General features: G+C 41.4%; 15 protein-coding genes and 1 other annotated feature. Of the genes, 7 read left to right on the forward strand and 8 right to left on the reverse strand.

Annotated elements, in window-relative coordinates:
* Nucleotides 1–2 precede the first annotated feature (2 nt).
* Nucleotides 3–1,148 (reverse strand): ArgE/DapE family deacylase, encoded by a 1,146-nt coding sequence (locus tag LA20533_RS04370; protein ID WP_054746050.1) that lies wholly within the window; start codon nt 1,146–1,148, stop codon nt 3–5.
* Between the two features lie 160 nt (nt 1,149–1,308).
* Nucleotides 1,309–1,557, forward strand: a binding site (T-box leader).
* A gap of 62 nt (nt 1,558–1,619) precedes the next feature.
* On the opposite strand from LA20533_RS04370, the gene LA20533_RS04375 reads away from it, so the two are divergent.
* From LA20533_RS04375 to LA20533_RS04385, 3 genes are all read left to right on the forward strand, one after another.
* Nucleotides 1,620–2,453, forward strand: a complete 834-nt coding sequence (locus LA20533_RS04375; RefSeq protein ID WP_056945751.1) for a MetQ/NlpA family ABC transporter substrate-binding protein — start codon at nt 1,620–1,622, stop codon at nt 2,451–2,453.
* Nucleotides 2,454–2,548: 95 nt separating this feature from the next.
* Nucleotides 2,549–3,619 (forward strand): methionine ABC transporter ATP-binding protein, encoded by a 1,071-nt coding sequence (locus LA20533_RS04380; protein ID WP_054746048.1) that lies wholly within the window; start codon nt 2,549–2,551, stop codon nt 3,617–3,619.
* Nucleotides 3,619–4,305 carry a methionine ABC transporter permease gene (locus LA20533_RS04385; protein ID WP_054746047.1) on the forward strand — a complete coding sequence of 229 codons (687 nt, stop codon included), beginning with the start codon at nt 3,619–3,621 and terminating at the stop codon, nt 4,303–4,305. Before LA20533_RS04380 ends, LA20533_RS04385 begins: the two co-directional genes overlap by 1 nt.
* Nucleotides 4,306–4,380: 75 nt before the next feature.
* On the opposite strand, the gene pgmB is transcribed toward LA20533_RS04385, so the two are convergent.
* The 6 genes from pgmB to LA20533_RS04415 are packed head-to-tail and all read right to left on the reverse strand — an operon-like array spanning nt 4,381 to nt 13,376.
* The gene (pgmB, locus tag LA20533_RS04390; protein ID WP_054746046.1) at nt 4,381–5,055 is read right to left on the reverse strand and encodes a beta-phosphoglucomutase; all 675 of its coding nucleotides are present in this window, start codon (nt 5,053–5,055) and stop codon (nt 4,381–4,383) included.
* A gap of 21 nt (nt 5,056–5,076) precedes the next feature.
* Complete coding sequence (locus LA20533_RS04395) at nt 5,077–6,075, reverse strand: LacI family DNA-binding transcriptional regulator (protein ID WP_056945752.1); 999 nt, start codon at nt 6,073–6,075, stop codon at nt 5,077–5,079.
* Nucleotides 6,076–6,097: 22 nt separating this feature from the next.
* Entirely contained in the window at nt 6,098–8,365 is a 2,268-nt protein-coding gene (locus LA20533_RS04400) for a glycoside hydrolase family 65 protein (RefSeq protein WP_056945753.1), read from the reverse strand.
* Between the two features lie 3 nt (nt 8,366–8,368).
* Nucleotides 8,369–9,988, reverse strand: a complete 1,620-nt coding sequence (locus LA20533_RS04405) for an alpha-glucosidase (protein ID WP_056945754.1) — start codon at nt 9,986–9,988, stop codon at nt 8,369–8,371.
* A gap of 17 nt (nt 9,989–10,005) precedes the next feature.
* Nucleotides 10,006–11,622, reverse strand: a complete 1,617-nt coding sequence (locus LA20533_RS04410) for a glycoside hydrolase family 13 protein (RefSeq protein WP_056945755.1) — start codon at nt 11,620–11,622, stop codon at nt 10,006–10,008.
* A 2-nt stretch (nt 11,623–11,624) separates the two neighbouring features.
* A complete protein-coding gene (locus LA20533_RS04415; protein WP_056945756.1) occupies nt 11,625–13,376 on the reverse strand; it encodes a glycoside hydrolase family 13 protein in 1,752 nt (583 codons plus the stop codon).
* A 388-nt stretch (nt 13,377–13,764) separates the two neighbouring features.
* Here LA20533_RS04415 and LA20533_RS04420 point away from each other — a divergent pair, with 388 nt between their 5' ends.
* Genes LA20533_RS04420 through LA20533_RS04435 form a run of 4 tightly spaced genes read left to right on the forward strand, consistent with a single transcriptional unit; the run spans nt 13,765 to nt 18,446 of the window.
* On the forward strand, nt 13,765–15,006 hold the full coding sequence (locus LA20533_RS04420) for an extracellular solute-binding protein (protein ID WP_054746042.1): 1,242 nt from the start codon (nt 13,765–13,767) through the stop codon (nt 15,004–15,006).
* 60 nt (nt 15,007–15,066) lie between these two features.
* Entirely contained in the window at nt 15,067–16,449 is a 1,383-nt protein-coding gene (locus tag LA20533_RS04425) for a carbohydrate ABC transporter permease (protein ID WP_056945757.1), read from the forward strand.
* Nucleotides 16,449–17,315 carry a sugar ABC transporter permease gene (locus LA20533_RS04430; protein WP_054746041.1) on the forward strand — a complete coding sequence of 289 codons (867 nt, stop codon included), beginning with the start codon at nt 16,449–16,451 and terminating at the stop codon, nt 17,313–17,315. Before LA20533_RS04425 ends, LA20533_RS04430 begins: the two co-directional genes overlap by 1 nt.
* Before the next feature lie 27 nt (nt 17,316–17,342).
* Nucleotides 17,343–18,446, forward strand: a complete 1,104-nt coding sequence (locus tag LA20533_RS04435; RefSeq protein WP_054746040.1) for an ABC transporter ATP-binding protein — start codon at nt 17,343–17,345, stop codon at nt 18,444–18,446.
* Nucleotides 18,447–18,778: 332 nt separating this feature from the next.
* Here LA20533_RS04435 and LA20533_RS08785 read toward each other — a convergent pair whose 3' ends face one another.
* Nucleotides 18,779–19,003 carry a type II toxin-antitoxin system PemK/MazF family toxin gene (locus tag LA20533_RS08785; RefSeq protein WP_335622584.1) on the reverse strand — a complete coding sequence of 75 codons (225 nt, stop codon included), beginning with the start codon at nt 19,001–19,003 and terminating at the stop codon, nt 18,779–18,781.
* Nucleotides 19,004–19,154 lie beyond the last annotated feature (151 nt).

Here is a 19,154-nt window from a genome sequence, read left to right on the forward strand (position 1 = left end):
TTCTACTCTTCGAAGTAGTCTTGTGCGATCTCTTTCAATGATTCAATAGTCGCGATGTAGCTGGAAATTGTCGTATATTCATCAACTTGGTGTGAGCGACCGCCGTCGTCAGCTCCGAAAATCACCACAGGAAGATCAGGATTATCCTGGACGAAGACACTTGCGTCGGTGGCACCATGTGAAATCTCTAGTTCCGATTCCTTCTCAAAGTACTTGTTGCTCGTGTCCTGCACTAACTTGACGAATGGGTGGTCTGGTTCGGTTGTAACGGGGAAGAAGTTATGGATTAATTCGAATTCGAGGTGCACGCCGTCCTCCTGATTGAGCTCTGCCAGCGCGTTTTCGATGGTATCGATGACCAGCTGATTATTGAAAACCTTCGTTGGCCGAATATTACCATCCAAGTAGGCGTACTCTGGAATTGAGTTGACTTGATCGCCGGCTCTCATCACCGTCACACTGTGGGCTAAGCCACCCAAAAGTGGATCGAGGGGTGCGTTGTCAAACAGTTCGGGCTCCTTGTTGATGTATTTCACCAGGTTGGTTAGTGCATTTACACCAAGTTCAGGAATTGAGCTGTGCACTGCCTTACCGTAGCTCTTGATGCGGTAGTTGAGTGAGCCACAGTGGGCGTAGTTCACGTTGCCGTTGTGTGGTTCGGCAACGACTAAGGCGTTCAAATCATGTGCGTATCCTTTGTCGGTTAGGTAATATGCCCCGGGTGCGCCATATTCTTCACCAATTGTGGCTAAGAACCGTAATTTACCCTTGGGTAAGCGGCCTTCTTGCACTAGTTCTATTAGAGCAACGACGATGGCTGCTAAGCCGCTTTTCATATCACCGGCACCACGGCCATAGACGCGGTCGCCAACGATTGTCGCAGAGAATGGGTTATAGGTCCATTTGCTCTTGTCACTAATGGCGACGGTATCCTGGTGACCGGTGAAACCAAGAATACGCTCGTCTGTGCCCTGGCCAATCTCAGCGACGAGATTAGTTCGACCAGGAAATTGCTCGAATGTCTCGTACTTAATGCCATAATGATCAAATAGCTTTGCGATGTAGTCTGTCACGTTTTTCTCATGATCATTTACTGTGTTAATGCGGATGATGTCTTCTAGAATCTGTACTCTAGTTGCTTGTTCCATGTTTTTACCCTCCCTGGGCCGCTTTTCTAAATTTTGTGTCTGCTAACATTATTAAAACTTTTTGAAAAATAATGCAAATAAAAATTTAAAAAAGAAAATTGTTGACACGGATTGAAATTTGTTTTAATCTAGTCACATTCACATACGAATTTCTAATTGAGACAACAAGTTGATTGGGAAAGTAGTTTCTACAAGCCTGTACAGAAAACCTGCATTTGATGAGAGCGGGGTAGGATACGAGAAATGAAAATGGCCCATGATTGGCACCGCTGAATCTTTAAGCGGTGATGGGGTGGCATCCATTATCATTGCACACGAATTCGGGAGACGTCCCGAGCTCGTTGAAGAGGTGTTTTAACGTAAGTTAAACACGAAGTAGAATGGTAACACGGCGAAGCCCGTTTCTAGTAATAGGAACGGGCTTTTTTTGTTGGTGAAATCAGGGTTCGTAACTAACGGAGGATAAAGAAAATGAAGAAGAATTTGAAGAAGATTATTGTCGGATTTGTAGCGGTGGCACTATCACTTGTGGTGACCGCATGTGGTAATAGCAAAACTAGCTCGGCCAACAAAGAAACAACGGTTAAGGTCGGAATTATCGGCTCAGATGACCGGGTGTGGAACGACATTGCAAAACGCCTGAAGAAGCAGAACATTAACGTTAAGCTGGTGAAGTTTACTAATTATGATCAACCAAACCAAGCGCTAGATGCTGGTGATGTTGATCTAAATGCCTACCAACACATTTATTTCCTGGATAACTGGAATGACGCGCATAACACCGATTTAACACCGATTGGCAACACGGTGATCGCACCACTCGCTGTTTTCTCACACAAAATTAAGAGCATCAAAGAACTGAACAAGGGCGACGTTGTCACACTGCCAAACGACGCAACTAACCAGGCACGTGCGCTGCAATTACTAGAAACAGCCGGCCTGATTACACTGAAGAAGGGCGTTAAGTTCCCAACGCCAAACGATGTTGCAACAAACAAATCAGGTATAAAACTGAAGCCACTCGATGCATCACAAACTGCCCGTTCACTGGACGATGCAACCGCAGCAATCGTGAATAATGGTGTGGCCCTTGATGCGAACCTAAGTTATGATGATGCAATTTACACAGAAAAAATTACGAAAAAATCTGAAATCTGGGTTAATGTGATTGCAGCGCAGAAGAAAGATAAGAACAACAAAGTGTACAAGAAGATTGTTGCTGCTTACCAGAATAAGGCTACCGCTAAGGTAATCAAGGATACTTACAAGGGATCAACCATTCCTGCTTGGAACTACAAGTTCTAATTGTCATTATTGACTATTTATACATAGGAAGAAAAACGCTAAAATTAGACAGTATGCATGAAGCAGAACCGGTAACACAGAAAGATTGAGGTGCGATTTTGGGAGAACCAATTATTAAACTAGACGATATTGTCGTTGACTTTACGACGAAAGACCACGACTTAGTGGCAGTGAACCACGTAGATTTAACGGTCGACAAGGGCGATATCTATGGCATTGTTGGCTATTCTGGCGCAGGTAAAAGTACGCTTGTGCGTGTCATCAATCTTCTGCAACGGCCAACCAGCGGCTCCGTGCACGTCAATGGGCAAGATATTCTGAGTCTGAAGGATGCGGAGCTACGCCAGGCCAGGAAGAAGATCGGCATGATTTTCCAACACTTCAACCTGCTAAATTCGTTAACCATCGAGCAAAATGTTGCATTTCCCCTCAGAACCAGCAAGCTGACTAAGGCTGAGAAGAAGCAAAAGGTCGACGAACTACTGGAACTAGTGGGACTGGCCGATAAGAAGGATAGCTATCCAAGACAATTATCCGGTGGTCAGAAGCAGCGAGTGGGAATTGCCAGGGCGCTCGCTAACGGTCCAGATATCTTGATTTCGGATGAGGCGACCAGTGCCCTTGATCCCAAAACAACGGAAGCAATTCTGAATCTCCTTAGGGATATTAATGAGAAGCTGGGATTAACTATCGTCTTAATCACGCACCAGATGGAAGCCGTGAAACAGGTCTGCAACCGCATTGCCGTGATGGATACTGGGAAGGTAATTGAACGGGGCGAAATTCTCGATATATTCTCTAAGCCTAAACAACCGTTGACGAAGGCCTTTATCGACACGACGACGCGGCTCGATGCAACGCTTAAGGTAATCTATCAGCAAGAAAATGTGCGAAATTTACCAGCTAGCGACAAGTTGATCAAGCTGTCATATGTTGGGGCATCAACGGATGAACCGTTGATTTCCACTCTGTACGAGAAGTTCAACGTTTCGGCTAACATTCTTTACGGCAATATCGAGATACTACGCGGTACACCATTGGGCAACCTCATCGTGATTTTGACCGGAGCGGCGGCAGATACTGATGCTGCTTTGGCATTCATCAACGAACAAGACGTGCAAGTGACCGAGCTTGATCCAAATACTCAAAGTGAGGTGATTGACTAATGGATTTCATTACTAAATATATGCCCAACGTGGTCGCTAACTGGGAAGGCGAATATGGCTTCGTTGGTGCCATTCAACAGACACTTTATATGACGTTTATTAGCGCAATTGTCTCCAGTATTCTAGGGTTGGCAGTTGGTTTGCTTGTAGTGGTCACTGATCAAGACGGAATCGCACCCAATAAAGTTGTTTATAGCATCACCGATAAGCTAATTAACCTTTTTCGGTCAATCCCGTTCATTATTTTATTGGCGGTAATTGGGCCAATAACGAAATTCATCGTGGGTACGACAATTGGTGAAAACGGGGCGCTTGTGCCGCTCATCGTGGGCTGTTTCCCGTTCTATGCGCGCCAGGTGCAAAATGCTTTGGTGCAGGTTGATCCAGGTGTGATCGAGGCTGCTAAGGCAATGGGTGAAACGAACCTGGGAATCGTCTTCCATGTTTATCTGAAGGAAGGACTCCCCGATCTGATTAGAGCGAGTGTCTTAACCGTTATCAGTTTGATTGGTTTGACAGCAATGGCCGGTGCCGTTGGTGCTGGCGGACTTGGTAGTCTTGCAATCAACGTTGGCTATCAGCGCTTTCAGAACGACGTGACCATTCTGGCAACGATTTTCGTCCTCATCCTGGTTTTCGTGGTCCAAGCGATTGGCGATATAATCACACGCAAAGTAACACATTAAGAGTTAGAAAAAGCATCCGTGAGGATGCTTTTTTAATGCCATAATTTAACTCAATATTGATGTACCTACACAAAATTAATGAAGCGATTTTAATTTTGCCTCAATTGAAGTCAGCGATAGTTCCGCAGTATTATCGAAGTGAATCTGAGCTTGGAATGCCTCAGGACCAATTCCAAGTGAGGTCTCTCCCGCTGCGTGAATGCTAGCTACCCCAGCAGAAGAATCTTCGACACCAATCACTTGTGCTGGTTGAAGCTCTAATATTTGGGCTGCTTCTAAAAATATATCAGGAGCTGGCTTACCTGCAGAGACTTTCGCAGGATCAACGATTCCAGTAAAGAAATCTGCGATTCCAAGTCTAGCGATAATTGCTGGTGCATTTCTTGACGCGGATGCCACACTCATGGGGAACCCATGTTGCTTTAGTTCTACAAGGAGCTGATAAATTCCTGGCAAGACGTCCTTTGGAGTGAGGGTCGTGATATATTCATTGTATATTTGGTTCTTTTCCTGCATTAGTTGGTTAATTTCAGCGGCTGTGAACTCATCGTATCTGTGAACGGAGTTTAGGATAAGCGCGATACTAGCGGCGCGATCAATTCCTTTGATACCGGCTTCTAATCGTTCAGTCCAAGGAATAGCTAACTTGAGTGCGATTTGCTGCCATGCCTGTGAATGAAAACGTGCGGTATCCGCAAGAACACCATCTAAATCAAACGCGAATCCTTTGATATCTGTAATTTGGGGCATTTATTTCTCCTCTCATGATTTTTAACGTTTTTTCCGATCTATTACTGATTCTCTCTCAATTAGTTTAAACGGCACCAGAATCGAGTTGCTCATTGAAGGCTCAACAAGCTGTTTAACAGCCATCTCACCCAGTTCTGCCACGTTCACATCAAAGCTTGATAGGTAGGGGTGAATAACTTGGGCAAAAGGCGAGTTGTTGCAGCTTAGTAGTGATAAGTCCTCTGGAATATTGAGGCCTGTTTCATTAATCGCTTGCATTAGATGTAGGGCGAAAATATCATCTACAGCAATTATTGCGTCCGGCTTCAACTCCTTAAGTGTATTGATAAAGAGTGGTGCCTTCTCATCTGTATCTAGTAAGAAAATGGGGGGAGCGACGACGTGATGTTTAAACATTGCCTCCTGGTAGCCTAGGAAGCGGTCTAAGATAAGGATTGGCTCCGTACTATTAGTTACGAAAAGAATTGTTTGATGTCCACGTTCAAGTAGGTACTCGGTTGATTGGACACCCAGAAGATGGTTATCAGTATCAACGGTTTTAACTGGATCGCTTGGTTGCTTACGTGAGCCAATAACTGTAACCTGTTGGTCGTTGTCTAGTAAATAGTCATAGACAGGATCGTCCTGTTCTGAGTACAACATGATAAAGCGTGTCGCTTGGCCACGATTGATTAATAATTTCACGCTCGTTAAGATTTCCTCATACGAGTCACCTGTGGCTGTGTTTACTGTATAAAGTTTCTTTTGTGAAATCCTATTAATTGAAGCTAGTGCGCCAATATAAAAAGGGTTACTCATCTGGTATTTATCCGCCATTGGTGGAAAGACAACACCGATACTTTGTGCATTGGGATTACTCAATGATCTCGCAGCCAGGTTTGGTGTGTAATCAAGCTTCTTCATGGCATTGTGAACTTTTTTCTTTGTTGCCTCTGAGATATCTGGGTTATCGTTCACAACTCTCGATACGGTTGAAGCAGATACTCCTGCGTAAATAGCGACATCTTTAATAGTTACCACATGACCACATCCTTTGACGATTTTATTTTAGACTAACTTTAATAGTATCAGTTAAATCAATATTTTTATCATACAATTTTATTGGTAAAGTTTCACCAACAACCAATTTTATTGTGACTATTGAGGAAACAATAACCTGAAGGGTGCGACCGCGGTAGTTAATGTGGAAACTATAACTAGACCAGTTATGCGGTAGGAATGGTGCGAATGAAAGTTCACCATTCCAAGTACGCATACCAGCAAATCCTTGGACGATGGTAAGCCAAGTACCAGTCATTGACGTGATGTGGAGTCCATCATCCGTATCGTGGTTATAATTATCTAAGTCCAGTCGTGCTGTTCGATTATACATCTCAATAGCTTTATCGTATTCACCTATCTCTGATGCGATAATTGAATGAATTGATGGCGACAATGACGATTCGTGAACTGTCAACGGTTCATAAAAATCAAAGTTTCTTTTCTTTTCTTCAAATGAGAATTGATCACCGAAGAAATAAATACCTTGAAGAACGTCGGCTTGCTTAATAAAGGGCGAACGAAGTATTTTGTCCCAAGACCAATGCTGATTTAATGGGAGATCTTTACTAGGTAATGAGGTGACTGGTCGAATGTCTTTATCAAGGAAAGTATCGTGTTGAACAAAAATACCTAACTCTGAATCAGCCGGGAGATACATGTGTTCAATAATATCTTGCCATTTTGCTAATTCCTTTGAAGAGACATCTACCGAACTCTGCGCACCATATGTCTCGTATGCGTGCTTTGTATATGTCAGTACCCAACGTGCCAGATAGTTGGTATACCAGTTATTGTTGACGTTATTTTCGTATTCATTAGGACCTGTTACACCATGAATCATGTATTGCTTCTTGCGTTTTGAATAATGAACCCTGTCTGCCCAGAAACGACTAATTTCGACCAGAACCTCCAGTCCCTCTTTAGCTAAATAGCTATCGTCGCCGGTATAGTTCGTATAGTTATAAATTGCGTAAGCCATTGCACCGTTACGATGGATCTCTTCAAACGTAATTTCCCATTCATTATGACTCTCGATTCCGTTGAAGGTGACCATTGGGTAGAGCGCTCCGGCCAGCCCTTGCTCAGCTGCATTATGCTTTGCCTGAGGTAATTGGAGATAGCGGTATAGTAAGAGATTTCTAGTCACTTTGGGCTCTGACACACCAAGGTAGAATGGTACAGCATAGGCCTCGGTGTCCCAATAAGTAGCACCACCGTATTTCTCTCCGGTGAATCCTTTTGGTCCAATATTTAAGCGGGAATCTTCACCATAATACGTTGAGAAAAGTTCGAACAAATTAAACCTAATACTTTGTTGTGCCGCATCATCACCATTAATTTCAATATCCGCAGTAGCCCACCGTTTGAGCCAAGCTGCTGTCTGTTCTTGTTCAAGGTCAGCAAAATTATTAGCGGTGTCGGCAAGTATCTTTTTTGCTGTTGTTTGGTGCTCAGAATCTGGTATGTTACGACTAGTGACGATTACTGTCCGCTTCAATAGGCTGGCGTTCGTACCTTCTTGTAAAGAGAATTCTCTTGTGTCGCTTAGTAGTAAATCATTGACCTTTTTTAGTTGTGGTGAAGCATTAACGGTTAGTTGCAAGTCTGTCAGAGCAGAGACAGTAAATCTTTCAGTGCCAAATGGGTTTGCCTTGGTTTTCAGAGAAAGAAAGAGTGCGTTCTGCTCGATTGTGCTGGTGATTGGTTCCCAGAAAGTCTCCTCATAATTTGTATCTTGGTTAGTGATGGTCCCATCAAGTTGGCTTTCTACCGTAATCGTACTATTGCCAGCTATTTGCTCAAACTCAATTTGTTGTACAGCTAGCTCTTTGGTTTTAATTGACAAGAAACGCGAGAAGTTAATCCTGGTTTTAGTGTCGGAGAGCACAACAGTATAACTACGAGTCAAAATACCGTTTTTCATATTTAGTTGTTGATAGTAGTCTTCGTAAGGTGTGGTGGCGAGATCGATCGCGTGTCCATCAATTGTAATTTTGACACTGATGAAATCAACTGCATTAATTACTTTACCGAAGTACTTTGGATAGCCGTTTTTCCACCAACCAACACGCGTCTTATCTGGAAACCAAACGCCAGCGATATATGTTCCCTTCAGACTTTTGCCTGAGTATCCTTCCTCGAAATTTCCGCGCATGCCCATGTAACCATTGCCAATCGAAGTGAGTGACTCCGTGACCAGGTTGGTAGTGTCATTAAACTTGTGGGTCGCAAGTGCCCAGGGATGTATTTCAAAATATGATTGTTTCATTGCTTATCCTTTCTGAATCACAAGGCCGGTCCCGGGCCTGATTGTAGTTGTAATTGTGTTTTGATCTGTACTAAGTAAGACGGCTCCACCTTCGTAATTAGTGCTAATTTGCGGTGGTATACTAGCATTCCTATCCGAAAGATTGGCAATTACTAAATAACTATTGTGTGGGCCTGTACGTTCGAAGATAAACTGGCCTGGATAGGCCGTAAAGATATTTATTTGGCCAATACCGAAAGCCGGATCACTTTTCTTTAGCTGGATGAGTTTTTTATAGAAGCTAAGAACGGAATCGGGATTGGCTTTCTCCTGTGCAATATTTAGGTGGGACCAATTAGGATTAATTGGTAACCAGGGATCACCGATTGAGAAACCGGCATTTTTTGTGTTGTCCCACTGCATGGGGGTTCGGGAATTGTCTCTAGATAACCGACCAATTCTGTTCAGGGCCTGTTTTGAGTTAATGCCTGCTTTCAATGCTTCGTGATACTGTAATTTGGCATCGACTGCATCAAATTGTTCAATAGCTGCAAACGGAAAATTAGTCATACCAATTTCTTGACCTTGATAAATAAATGGAGTCCCGCGAAGAAGTAAGTAGGAAAGAGCTAGTGTTTTAATTGCCGACGGACTTGTTGTGTTGAAGATCGTTGCGGCACGTGGATTATCGTGATTCTCAATGTAAAGGGCGTTCCACCCGTGTGTCAGTTGATCCCTCTGCCAACGATAGATGACATCTTGGTATCTAGGTATGTCGATTACTTCATGGCCTTTGCTGCCGGTCTTTAGATTATGTTCTAGTTCAAAAATCATGTTGATATAGCCTTTTTCGCCCGTCCACTCTGGCGCCTTCTTGCTAGAAACGCCACTTGCTTCGCCAACTGTTAGAATATGGTACTCGTCAAATATTTCCTTCAGTTCTGACATATATTGTTCGATACCAGGTACATTCATGAAGTTACGCCATTTATCGTCTTTATCCATGGGAACTGCCCAGTTCTTTTTCTGAATGTGGCTAATTGCATCTAACCTGAATCCGTCTAGTCCTAAGTTAAGCCAAAAGCGAATCATCTCGTAGATTTCGGTGCGCATCTTAGCGTTCTTCCAATTTAGGTCTGGTTGTTGCTTAGCAAAAATGTGAAGGTAAGACTGTTTGAGGTGTGGTACGTATTCCCAAGCAGATGTGCCAAAAAATGACTCCCAATTATTGGGCGGTGCTTCTTCGGTACTGTCTGCAAATAGGTAGTAGTCATGATACGGATTATCTTTGCCTTTTAAAGCTTCTACAAACCACGGATGCTGGTCACTTGTGTGGTTGACCACTAAATCGAAAAGCACCTTAATATGACGCTGATGACAGGCAGTGATTAAATCTTGGACATCTGCCAAGGTTCCATACTCTGGTTGGATAGCTTCGTAATCGCTGATATCGTAACCGTTATCCACATTTGGTGATTGATAAATGGGGTTAATCCAAATGAAATCAATTCCTAATTCAACCAGGTAATCTAAGCGATTAATAATTCCTTTGATGTCGCCAATACCGTCACCATTTGAATCCTGAAAACTTCTTGGATATATTTGATAGCCAACGCTATTCTGCCACCATTTTTCTGAATTCATTATGTACCAGCTTTCTATTAAATCTTGATGATGAATGCTTCATATGGAAGTAGAGTTATATTCGTCAGAGTCGTTAGTGGATGGGCGACATTCTGAATTAATACTTGCTTTATTGCCATATTGGGTAAGTTGAGTTGTTTTTCTGTACCTGTCCAGTTAACAACTACTAACCATTTTGTTGAATCTAGTGTTCTCGTATATGCAAAAATATCGTCTGAAGTCGCTAAAAGTTCAAATTTTCCGTCGACTAGCACAGGATTTTGTTTACGCAGCTCAATCAGTTTCTGATACGTATAAAAGACGCTGTCTGGATCTTCCAGTGCTGCTGCGACATTAATAGTCGGGAATTGTGGATTTAAAGGTAGCCAAGGTTTTCCGGTTGAAAAACCGCCATTTTGTGTATTGCTCCAAGGTATTGGCCGTCGTGCATTATCACGTGATTTATGATTAATGGCAGCAATTAATTCTGCAGGTTTCTTACCTTGTAGAATTCCGGCTGCATACATGTTCCGTGCTTCAATATCGTTTACCTCGCTGATATCGTTAACCGGGGTATTTGTCAGACCAATTTCTTCGCCCTGGAAGATATATGGAGTACCTTGCATGCCATGAAGTGCGATTGCAAGCATCTTGGCGCTGCGTACACGATATTCTTGATCATTACCGAATTGTGATACGGCTCGAGGCAAGTCGTGATTATTCCAAAATAAAGAATTCCAGCCATTTTGATAAAGTTGTGTTTGCCATTTAGCAAGTACCTGCTTTAATTTGGCGTAATCTAGTGGTCTCGTGTGCCACTTTGACTGACCTGGAATCTCGTCAAGTGTGACGTGCTCAAATTGAAAGACCATTGACAGTTCGTTGCCGGAGGGATTCGAATAACTTTTGGCAATCTCGGGTGTTGCCCCCCAAGTTTCACCAACAGATAGGAAGTCCTTGCCACTAAAGGTTGCTTTATTCATCTCTTCAAGATAAGGGTGCAGTTGTGGACCGTTTGATGTAATTATTTGATCTGGTTCTTTACCGATGAGGTCAATCACATCCATGCGAAAGCCACCAATTCCCATATCTATCCAAAAATTCATCATTGCATAGATGGAATTGCGCATTTTTTTATTTTGCCAGTTTAAATCTGGCTGTTCCTTTGCGAAAAGATGGAGGAAATACTGGCCTGTCTGTGCACTGAACTGCCATGCAGAACCGCTAAAAGTAGACTGGAGATCGTTTGGGATATTGCCATTTTGGCCATCACGCCAGATATAGAAATCCCTAAATTTACTGTCCTTTGATTGGATAGCATTAACAAACCAGGCATGTTGGTCACTTGTATGATTAACAACTAAATCCATGATAATTTTGATATTGCGGCGATCAGCCTCAGCAATCAGTCGCTTCATGTCGTCCATTGTGCCGTAATCGGGATTGATACCCTGATAATCGCTAATATCATACCCGTTATCGACCTGCGGACTCGTGTATACCGGTGAGAGCCAGATACCGCCTATTCCTAGTTTTTCCAGATAGTCAAGTTTAGAAATAATACCGTGAATATCACCGATACCGTCGCCATTGCTATCTTGGAAACTTTTAGGATAAACTTGATAAATAACTTTATTATGCCACCACTGTGCCATGGCTAATCCCCCAATATAACGAAGCCGTCAGCAGCAATTTCTAGTTCTGTACCGTTTGTCTTTGTTTGACCTTGTAGTAAAACGTTACCTGCTGGAACTCTTTGTGCGGTACCAGAGGTATTGAAGTAGCCCGTAATATTTACGCCGTTTTGTTCACGCTCGAAAATAAGTAATTGGTCATCACCTGACCAGCTGATGCTGCCACTTGATAGCAGTTGATGATGTGCTTTTCTAAACTCAACTAGCTCTTTGACAAATTGATATTGTTCAGTGTTTTGTTCAGCTTCATTCCAGACCATTGGCTTACGATTATCTGGGTCCATCGCTCCCGTCATAGCGTATTCGTCACCATAGTAGATGCAAGGGACACCGGGCTGAATGAAGGTGAATGCCATTGTTTGTTGCATTAGAGCCAAATTATTATTGGCTTGCGTCAATAAGCGAGGCGTATCGTGTGAATCTAGCACGTTAAATTGAACTTCGTTAATTGGCTCGCGGTAGAGCACAAGTTGAGAATTTATTTGATCTTGTAAGGTACTGAAGTCCGTCTTTTTAAATACGAAATAATCTAAAATGGCATCGGTATATGCGTAATTCATCACGGCGTCGAACTGGTCCCCATTCAACCAGCTTTGTGACGAGTGCCAAATCTCACCTAGAATATAGAAGTCATCCTTCCTTGAACGACATGCCGCAGCAAATTCACGCCAGAAGTGATGATCCACTTCGTTAGCGACGTCTAGACGCCATGCATCTATGTCAAATTGATCTATCCAATACGTTGCGACATGGAGCAGATACTTTTGCACTTCAGGATTTGCAGTGTTTAGTTTTGGCATGTGTGGTGTGAAGGCGAATGTATCATAAGTAATATCGGTTGCTTGCTCGAAATCCGCTGTTTCCTGGTAAGTTGCTGGAAATTTATTCACGTGAAACCAATTTGCGAATCGTGAATTGGTACCATTGTCAAGTACGTCTTGCCATTGGGGAGATAAATCTCCCATGTGATTGAAGACGGCATCAAGCATTACCTTAATTCCGCGTTTATGGGCTTCTTGTACCAGCTTCCTAAATGTTTCTTTATCACCGAAATCAGGATCGATTTCTAAGTAATCAATCGTGTCGTATTTGTGATTTGAGTGTGCTTTGAAGATAGGGCAGAGATATAAACCGTTTACACCTAAATCGACGAGATGATCCAAGTGATCTATGATACCTTGTAGGTCACCACCGTAGAAGTCTTCTCGTGTTGGGTGCACATCGGAATCCCAAGTCAGCACACCAGCTGGATCGTTTTCCTTATCACCGTTAGCAAAGCGCTCTGGGAAAATTTGGTACCACACGGTAGATTTGACCCACTCTGGAGTTCTAACCATATCTATTTCGTGAAAATACGGTAGTCTAAAATAATTATTTGCGTGGGCACGAACTTCATGACTATCATCAAAAATTCCTTGATCGCCAAAAAATAATGAAGCGCCAGAATTATCAGTTACGATAAAAGCATAGCTAGCTCTACGGTTGTTTAGCTCGATTACTACATGCCAGTAATCGAAATCTTTGGTTGAGAGGTAATTTTTCATTTCATATGGGTGATCATACCAACCGGTATCAATTAAGTATGTATCTCCCGCTAACGCTTGCACTGAAGATATGTCGTTCTTAGCGGTTCTGAAACGAAGTACAAGATGGGTAGAATCTTCTAGGTAAGCGTATTCGCTTTCGGGCCTGTGTAGTAATGCAGATCTAATCAATTTAATTTTCTCCTTTTTGTGATTTTATTTTTAGTATGTCATATTATGCAAACATTTGCAAAGGGGTATTTAGATATTTTTTAAAAGCTGTAGATGCTGGTGTATACCAAAATAAAGCGCTGCCATAAATTTCGTTATACTGGCTGATTATCGCTGTAATTAAGAAAGTAAATAATTTAATTCGTAAAAATTAAAATAGATCCATGACGATACAATACTGCCTTTTAATATAAATGTCTTAATTTAAATATGACTACATACCATTATGTGTCGGTGGTTGGAATAAATTTACAAAATAAAATACACAAAAAAATCTTGACTTTAGTTGCAAGCGGTTGCACAATGAATGAGTAAAGAAATTTAATAAATCTACAGGAGGATTTAAAAAATGCAAAAATGGTTCAAGATGGCACTTGGAGGATTAGCTTTGACTGCTGTTGCGGTTTCGTTAACTGCATGTAGTTCAGGTTCAAGTTCATCAAGCGATACTAAGACAAGTAGCAAGCCTAGTGGTAAGGTTACATTATGGGTTGATACAAACTTCACTAAAGTTTACGGTAATATAGTAGATGACTTTGAAAAGGCAAATCCAGATGTCAAAGTTACCGTTAAACAAGGTAATTCAGCTGACGCACAAAAGGATATCAAGAAAGATCCATCAAGTGCTGCAGACGTATTTATGTTCCCACACGATCAAATTGGTCAAATGGCAGACGCGGGAATTATTTATCAAAATACCAAATATGCGAAGGACGTTAAGGCAAATAACATTGAATCTGCAGTGGATGCGGCTACTTATAAAGGAAAACTTTATGGCTACCCATACGGAGTTGAATCACAAATTCTCTACTATAATAAATCTAAATTAAGTGCAGACGATGTCAAGACTTGGTCTTCACTGACTAGCAAAGGCAAAATAGGTACTAACTTTGCTGAAAATGGGGCAAACTATATCTTCAGTACACTATTCATGAGTAATGGTGACCAACTTTATGGTGAACATGGTGAAACTCTAGATGGAACGAACTTCAATAATGAAAAGGGTGTCCAGGTTCTTCAGTGGATTAGCGATCAGAAGAAGAATTCTGGTGTAATTCAAGCTAATGCTTCGGCGTTGTCTAACTTACAGAGTGGCAAGACGGATGCATATCTTTCTGGCCCATGGAGCAGGAACGATGTTAAGAAGGCTTTAGGCGACAATATGGCTGCTGCTCCATATCCAACAGTCGACTTTGGCGATGGTGAAAAACAATTTAAGGCATATCTCGGTGTTAAATTATTCGGTGTTAATGCAGAAACCAAGAATCCAGTTGCTGCGATGGCTTTAGCAAACTACATCACATCTAAGAAAGCACAGCTTGCTGTCTTCAAAGATCAAGGAACGGTTCCTTCAAATGCCAAAGCTCAAGAAAGTTCCGATGTTACTGATGATGAAGTGGCTAACGCGGTCCTACAAATGAGTCAACCAACACACAGTGTTGTAATGCCTAAGATTCCAGAAATGGTTAACTTCTGGCCGCCAATGGATGCAGTGATTAATGATGCATATAAAGGAAAGATTGCTAGTTCAGATTTCCAAAGTAAGCTTGATGCTTTTGTTAAACAAGTTTCTAAATCTAGTAACAAATAGCTTGTAAAGATCAAAAAGTAGAGTGGAATAAGCTCTGCTTTTTTAGAAAGGAAGAAAGAAATGTTTACAAAATTTTGGAAAAAAGACAAAACAAACACAGTAATTCCAAAACAAATTTCTTTCTGTGAACTATTTAAGAAAGGCGACCCATTAACAAAATTACAGTATTTCATAATGGGCAGTAACAATATTGCGAAGAAACAAATACCAAAGGGTTTGTTCTTCTTGATATTTGAAATTCTCTTCTTCTATTGGCTTATTTCAAACGGTATTCATGCAATTGCGATGCTACGCACACTTGGTACAAAGTCGCAGGGATGGAAGCTTGATAAGAACTTAGGTATCCAGATTCAACAGCCTGGTGATAATTCGATGCTACTTTTGCTATTTGGGATTGCTTCTCTACTTGCAATTGCAATCTTTGGCTATGTTTACTGGGTAAGCTTTAAAAGTAATCGTAAGCTTTATGAACTAGCTCAAGAGGGGCGGAAGATTCCGTCAACAATGGACGATATTCGCTCTCTTTTTGATGAGAAATTCCACATCACGTTAATGTCCATTCCAATTGTCGGTGTACTTACCTTTACGGTTCTACCTTTGCTCTATATGATTTCAATTGCTTTTACAAGCTATGATCATAACCACTTGCCTCCAAAGAACCTCTTTCATTGGGTGGGTTTCGCAAACTTTGGTTCAGTGATTAATGGCGATATTGCTGGAACATTCTTTCCTGTACTGACGTGGACAATTGTCTGGGCTGTTGTTGCAACGGCTACTACGTTTTTTGGTGGAATTTTATTAGCACTTTTGCTAAACGCCAAGCAATTAAAGGGTAAGAAGTATTGGCGGATAGTCTTCATGGTTACGATGGCAGTACCTCAATTTGTTTCCTTGTTACTGATGGCTAATCTTTTTAATGACTCTGGTCCTATCAATGCACTGTTACTTAATTGGGGTTGGATTAAGAGTTCGATTCCGTTCCTGACTGACGGTACAATTGCCAAACTGGTAATTATTTTCGTGAATATGTGGATTGGTATTCCGGTTACTATGTTAATCGCGACAGGAATTATTCAAAACTTACCACAGGACCAAATTGAAGCGGCAACTATTGATGGTGCTAATAAATTTCAGATTTTCAGAAAAATTACTTTCCCACAAATTGTCTTCGTCATGGCACCGGCGCTAATTCAGCAGTTCATCGGTAATATCAATAACTTTAATGTAATCTATTTGCTGACGGGTGGTTATCCTTCAAATTCGAAATTTTATAGCGCGGGTGAGACTGATCTGTTGGTAACGTGGCTGTACAAACTAACTGTTGATAGTGCTGACTATAACTTAGCGAGTGTTATCGGTATTATAATCTTTGTTCTTTCTGCCGCATTCTCATTATTTGCGTATAAGAAGACTAATTCGTACCAGAATGGAGGTCTTGCATAATGGCACACAAAAGCACAACACATACAAGATCCGGGCAGAAACGCCGTAACAGTATTTGGATTAATGCATTAACTGTGGTGCTTGGGATTGTCTGGATCCTACCAGTTATTTGGATTATTCTGACTAGTTTACGTGGAGAGGGTGGTGCGTTCGTTCAATATTTCGTTCCGAAATCGTTCACTTTCCAAAACTATATTACTTTGTTCCAAAACCCTGACTATCCATTTCTCCAGTGGTTCCTTAATACACTACTCGTATCCTCTGTGACGTGTGTGATCTCTACATTAATTACAATTTCGATGGCGTACTCATTATCAAGATTACGCTTCCGATTTAGAGGACCATTCCTAAAGATTGCGCTGGTTTTAAATATGTTCCCGGGCTTCATGAGTATGATTGCCATTTATTATATTTTAAAAGCTGTCAACTTAAATCAAAGTCTAATTGCACTAATTCTAGTCTACTCTAGTGGTGCCGCGCTTGGTTTCTATATTGCTAAAGGATTCTTCGATACTATTCCGATGGCATTAGATGAATCGGCAATGATTGATGGTGCGACGAAGTTCCAGATTTTCACTAAAATTACGCTCCCATTGTCGAAGCCAATAATTGTCTATACAGCATTGATGTCGTTCATGGGTCCTTGGATGGACTTCATCTTTGCAAAAGTTATCCTTGGTGATGCAACCCACAAGTATACTACCGCTATTGGTCTATATTCGATGATGACCAAGACAACGGCAAATAGTCTTTTCATGACGTTTACTGCAGGGTGTGTAGTGATTGCGATTCCAATTACGATTTTGTTCATCTTCATGCAACGCTATTATGTTGAGGGAATTACAAGCGGTGCTGTTAAAGGATAATATTAATAACGAGAGGGTGTACTAACCATGGTACAAATTGATTTAGAACATATTTATAAAGAATATCCAAAATCGGACCATTATGCGGTAATGGATTTCGACTTACATATTAAAGATAAGGAATTTATTGTATTCGTTGGACCATCGGGCTGCGGTAAAAGTACAACTTTACGGATGATTGCAGGACTGGAAGATATTTCTAAGGGCGATTTGAAAATTAATGGCGAAGTGGTTAATGATCTTCCGTCTAAGGATCGTGATATTGCCATGGTCTTCCAAAGTTATGCGCTGTATCCACATATTTCGGTTTATGAAAATATGGCTTTTGGCCTTAGATTAAGAAAGTATAGCAAGGCGGAAATTGATAAGCGTGTAGATGAAGCTGCAGAAATACTTGGTTTAACTGAATTTCTCAGCAGAAGACCGGCGGACTTATCCGGTGGACAACGTCAACGTGTTGCCCTTGGGCGAGCGATTGTCCGGGATGCCCCAATCTTTCTAATGGACGAACCGCTCTCTAACTTGGATGCCAAGTTACGTGTTTCCATGCGTGCTGAAATTGCAAAACTACATCAACGGTTAAATACCACGACGATCTACGTAACTCACGATCAAACTGAGGCTATGACAATGGCCGATCGAGTTGTTGTTATGTCCGTAGGTAAGATTCAACAAGTTGGTACACCGGCAGAAATTTATGACAATCCTAAGAACCAATTTGTTGCTAGCTTTATTGGCTCACCATCGATGAACTTCTTTGATGTCACATACGAAAACGGAAGAATTCATAACGATAAAGGAATAGATCTAGCGGTACCAGAAGGTAGAGCCAAGATTCTAGATAGAAATGGGTACGAAGGCAAACATGTGGTTTTTGGCATTCGTCCTGAAGATATTCACACTGAGAATGCATTCTTAACAAGCTGGCCCAAACAGATTGTGAATGCGAGGGTAGTTGTATCTGAGCTTCTTGGAGCTACGAGTCAACTTTATGCGGAGATGGGTGACGAGGAGTTTGTTGCTACAGTTGATGCAAGGGATTTTCATAATCCAGGTGATGAGGTAACGATGGGCTTTGATATCAATAAGGGCCATTTCTTCGATGTCGATACTACGGAAGCAATTAAGTAAGATAAATCAAATTTTTATAGATATATTGTGTAGTTATTAAAAAATCGTCAGCTTCTATGTAATGAGGCTGACGATTTTTGGTGTTTATTTAGGCCCTTTGACAGGTCGTATCGGTAAAATAGTTTGAGATCATTTTCAATCGCTGAAAATGGTCTCTTTTTACTTTATAAATAATTTAACTAATTTTCGAATCTTTACCCTGGATATTGCCAGGCTTGATATTCTACAGCTCAGTTTCCAAGGGATAATTCAAAATTTGTTTGACAAGGAGAAAATCTTCTTTGCGAATTCTATCTTCGAATTGGCTAGATTGGATTCTGCCTAGGCCAAAACTATGAATTTGAGTTTACCATACCGTGGATTGAATAATTATTCAATGGTATATATCCTGAGAAGTTATTACCACCAGAAGTTATTGGGCAAACAATCACGTAATTTGTCTTCATATTATAATGATTTGATGACACAACTAGGGCTGGATGTGTACCGCGCATCTCAGATCCAACTACAGGTGAAAAGTTTAGCCAGATTATATCTCCCTGAGGAGGCTTATACATCTAACTTAAACTCCGATTCCGCTTTTTTTTGCCAACTGCTATCTTCATCGTTCACAAAATTCCTCCTTAGATTTAAAGGGGTTTTCAATCCGTGGTACGAATATCAATCTACTATTTTTACCTCATCATTTCACCTTCCTAAAAATTTATT

Source organism: Amylolactobacillus amylophilus DSM 20533 = JCM 1125 (assembly GCF_001936335.1).
Taxonomy (GTDB): Bacteria; Bacillota; Bacilli; order Lactobacillales; family Lactobacillaceae; genus Amylolactobacillus; species Amylolactobacillus amylophilus.

What these genes read in the sequence shown, in the direction of transcription:
- LA20533_RS04370 (WP_054746050.1), bottom strand. Translation starts at nt 1,148, where the DNA reads ATGGAACAAGCAACTAGAGTACAGATTCTAGAAGACATCATCCGCATT.
- LA20533_RS04375 (WP_056945751.1), top strand. Translation starts at nt 1,620, where the DNA reads ATGAAGAAGAATTTGAAGAAGATTATTGTCGGATTTGTAGCGGTGGCA.
- LA20533_RS04385 (WP_054746047.1), top strand. Translation starts at nt 3,619, where the DNA reads ATGGATTTCATTACTAAATATATGCCCAACGTGGTCGCTAACTGGGAA.
- pgmB (WP_054746046.1), bottom strand. Translation starts at nt 5,055, where the DNA reads ATGCCCCAAATTACAGATATCAAAGGATTCGCGTTTGATTTAGATGGT.
- LA20533_RS04400 (WP_056945753.1), bottom strand. Translation starts at nt 8,365, where the DNA reads ATGAAACAATCATATTTTGAAATACATCCCTGGGCACTTGCGACCCAC.
- LA20533_RS04405 (WP_056945754.1), bottom strand. Translation starts at nt 9,988, where the DNA reads ATGAATTCAGAAAAATGGTGGCAGAATAGCGTTGGCTATCAAATATAT.
- LA20533_RS04410 (WP_056945755.1), bottom strand. Translation starts at nt 11,622, where the DNA reads ATGGCACAGTGGTGGCATAATAAAGTTATTTATCAAGTTTATCCTAAA.
- LA20533_RS04420 (WP_054746042.1), top strand. Translation starts at nt 13,765, where the DNA reads ATGCAAAAATGGTTCAAGATGGCACTTGGAGGATTAGCTTTGACTGCT.
- LA20533_RS04425 (WP_056945757.1), top strand. Translation starts at nt 15,067, where the DNA reads ATGTTTACAAAATTTTGGAAAAAAGACAAAACAAACACAGTAATTCCA.
- LA20533_RS04430 (WP_054746041.1), top strand. Translation starts at nt 16,449, where the DNA reads ATGGCACACAAAAGCACAACACATACAAGATCCGGGCAGAAACGCCGT.
- LA20533_RS04435 (WP_054746040.1), top strand. Translation starts at nt 17,343, where the DNA reads ATGGTACAAATTGATTTAGAACATATTTATAAAGAATATCCAAAATCG.
- LA20533_RS08785 (WP_335622584.1), bottom strand. Translation starts at nt 19,003, where the DNA reads ATGTATAAGCCTCCTCAGGGAGATATAATCTGGCTAAACTTTTCACCT.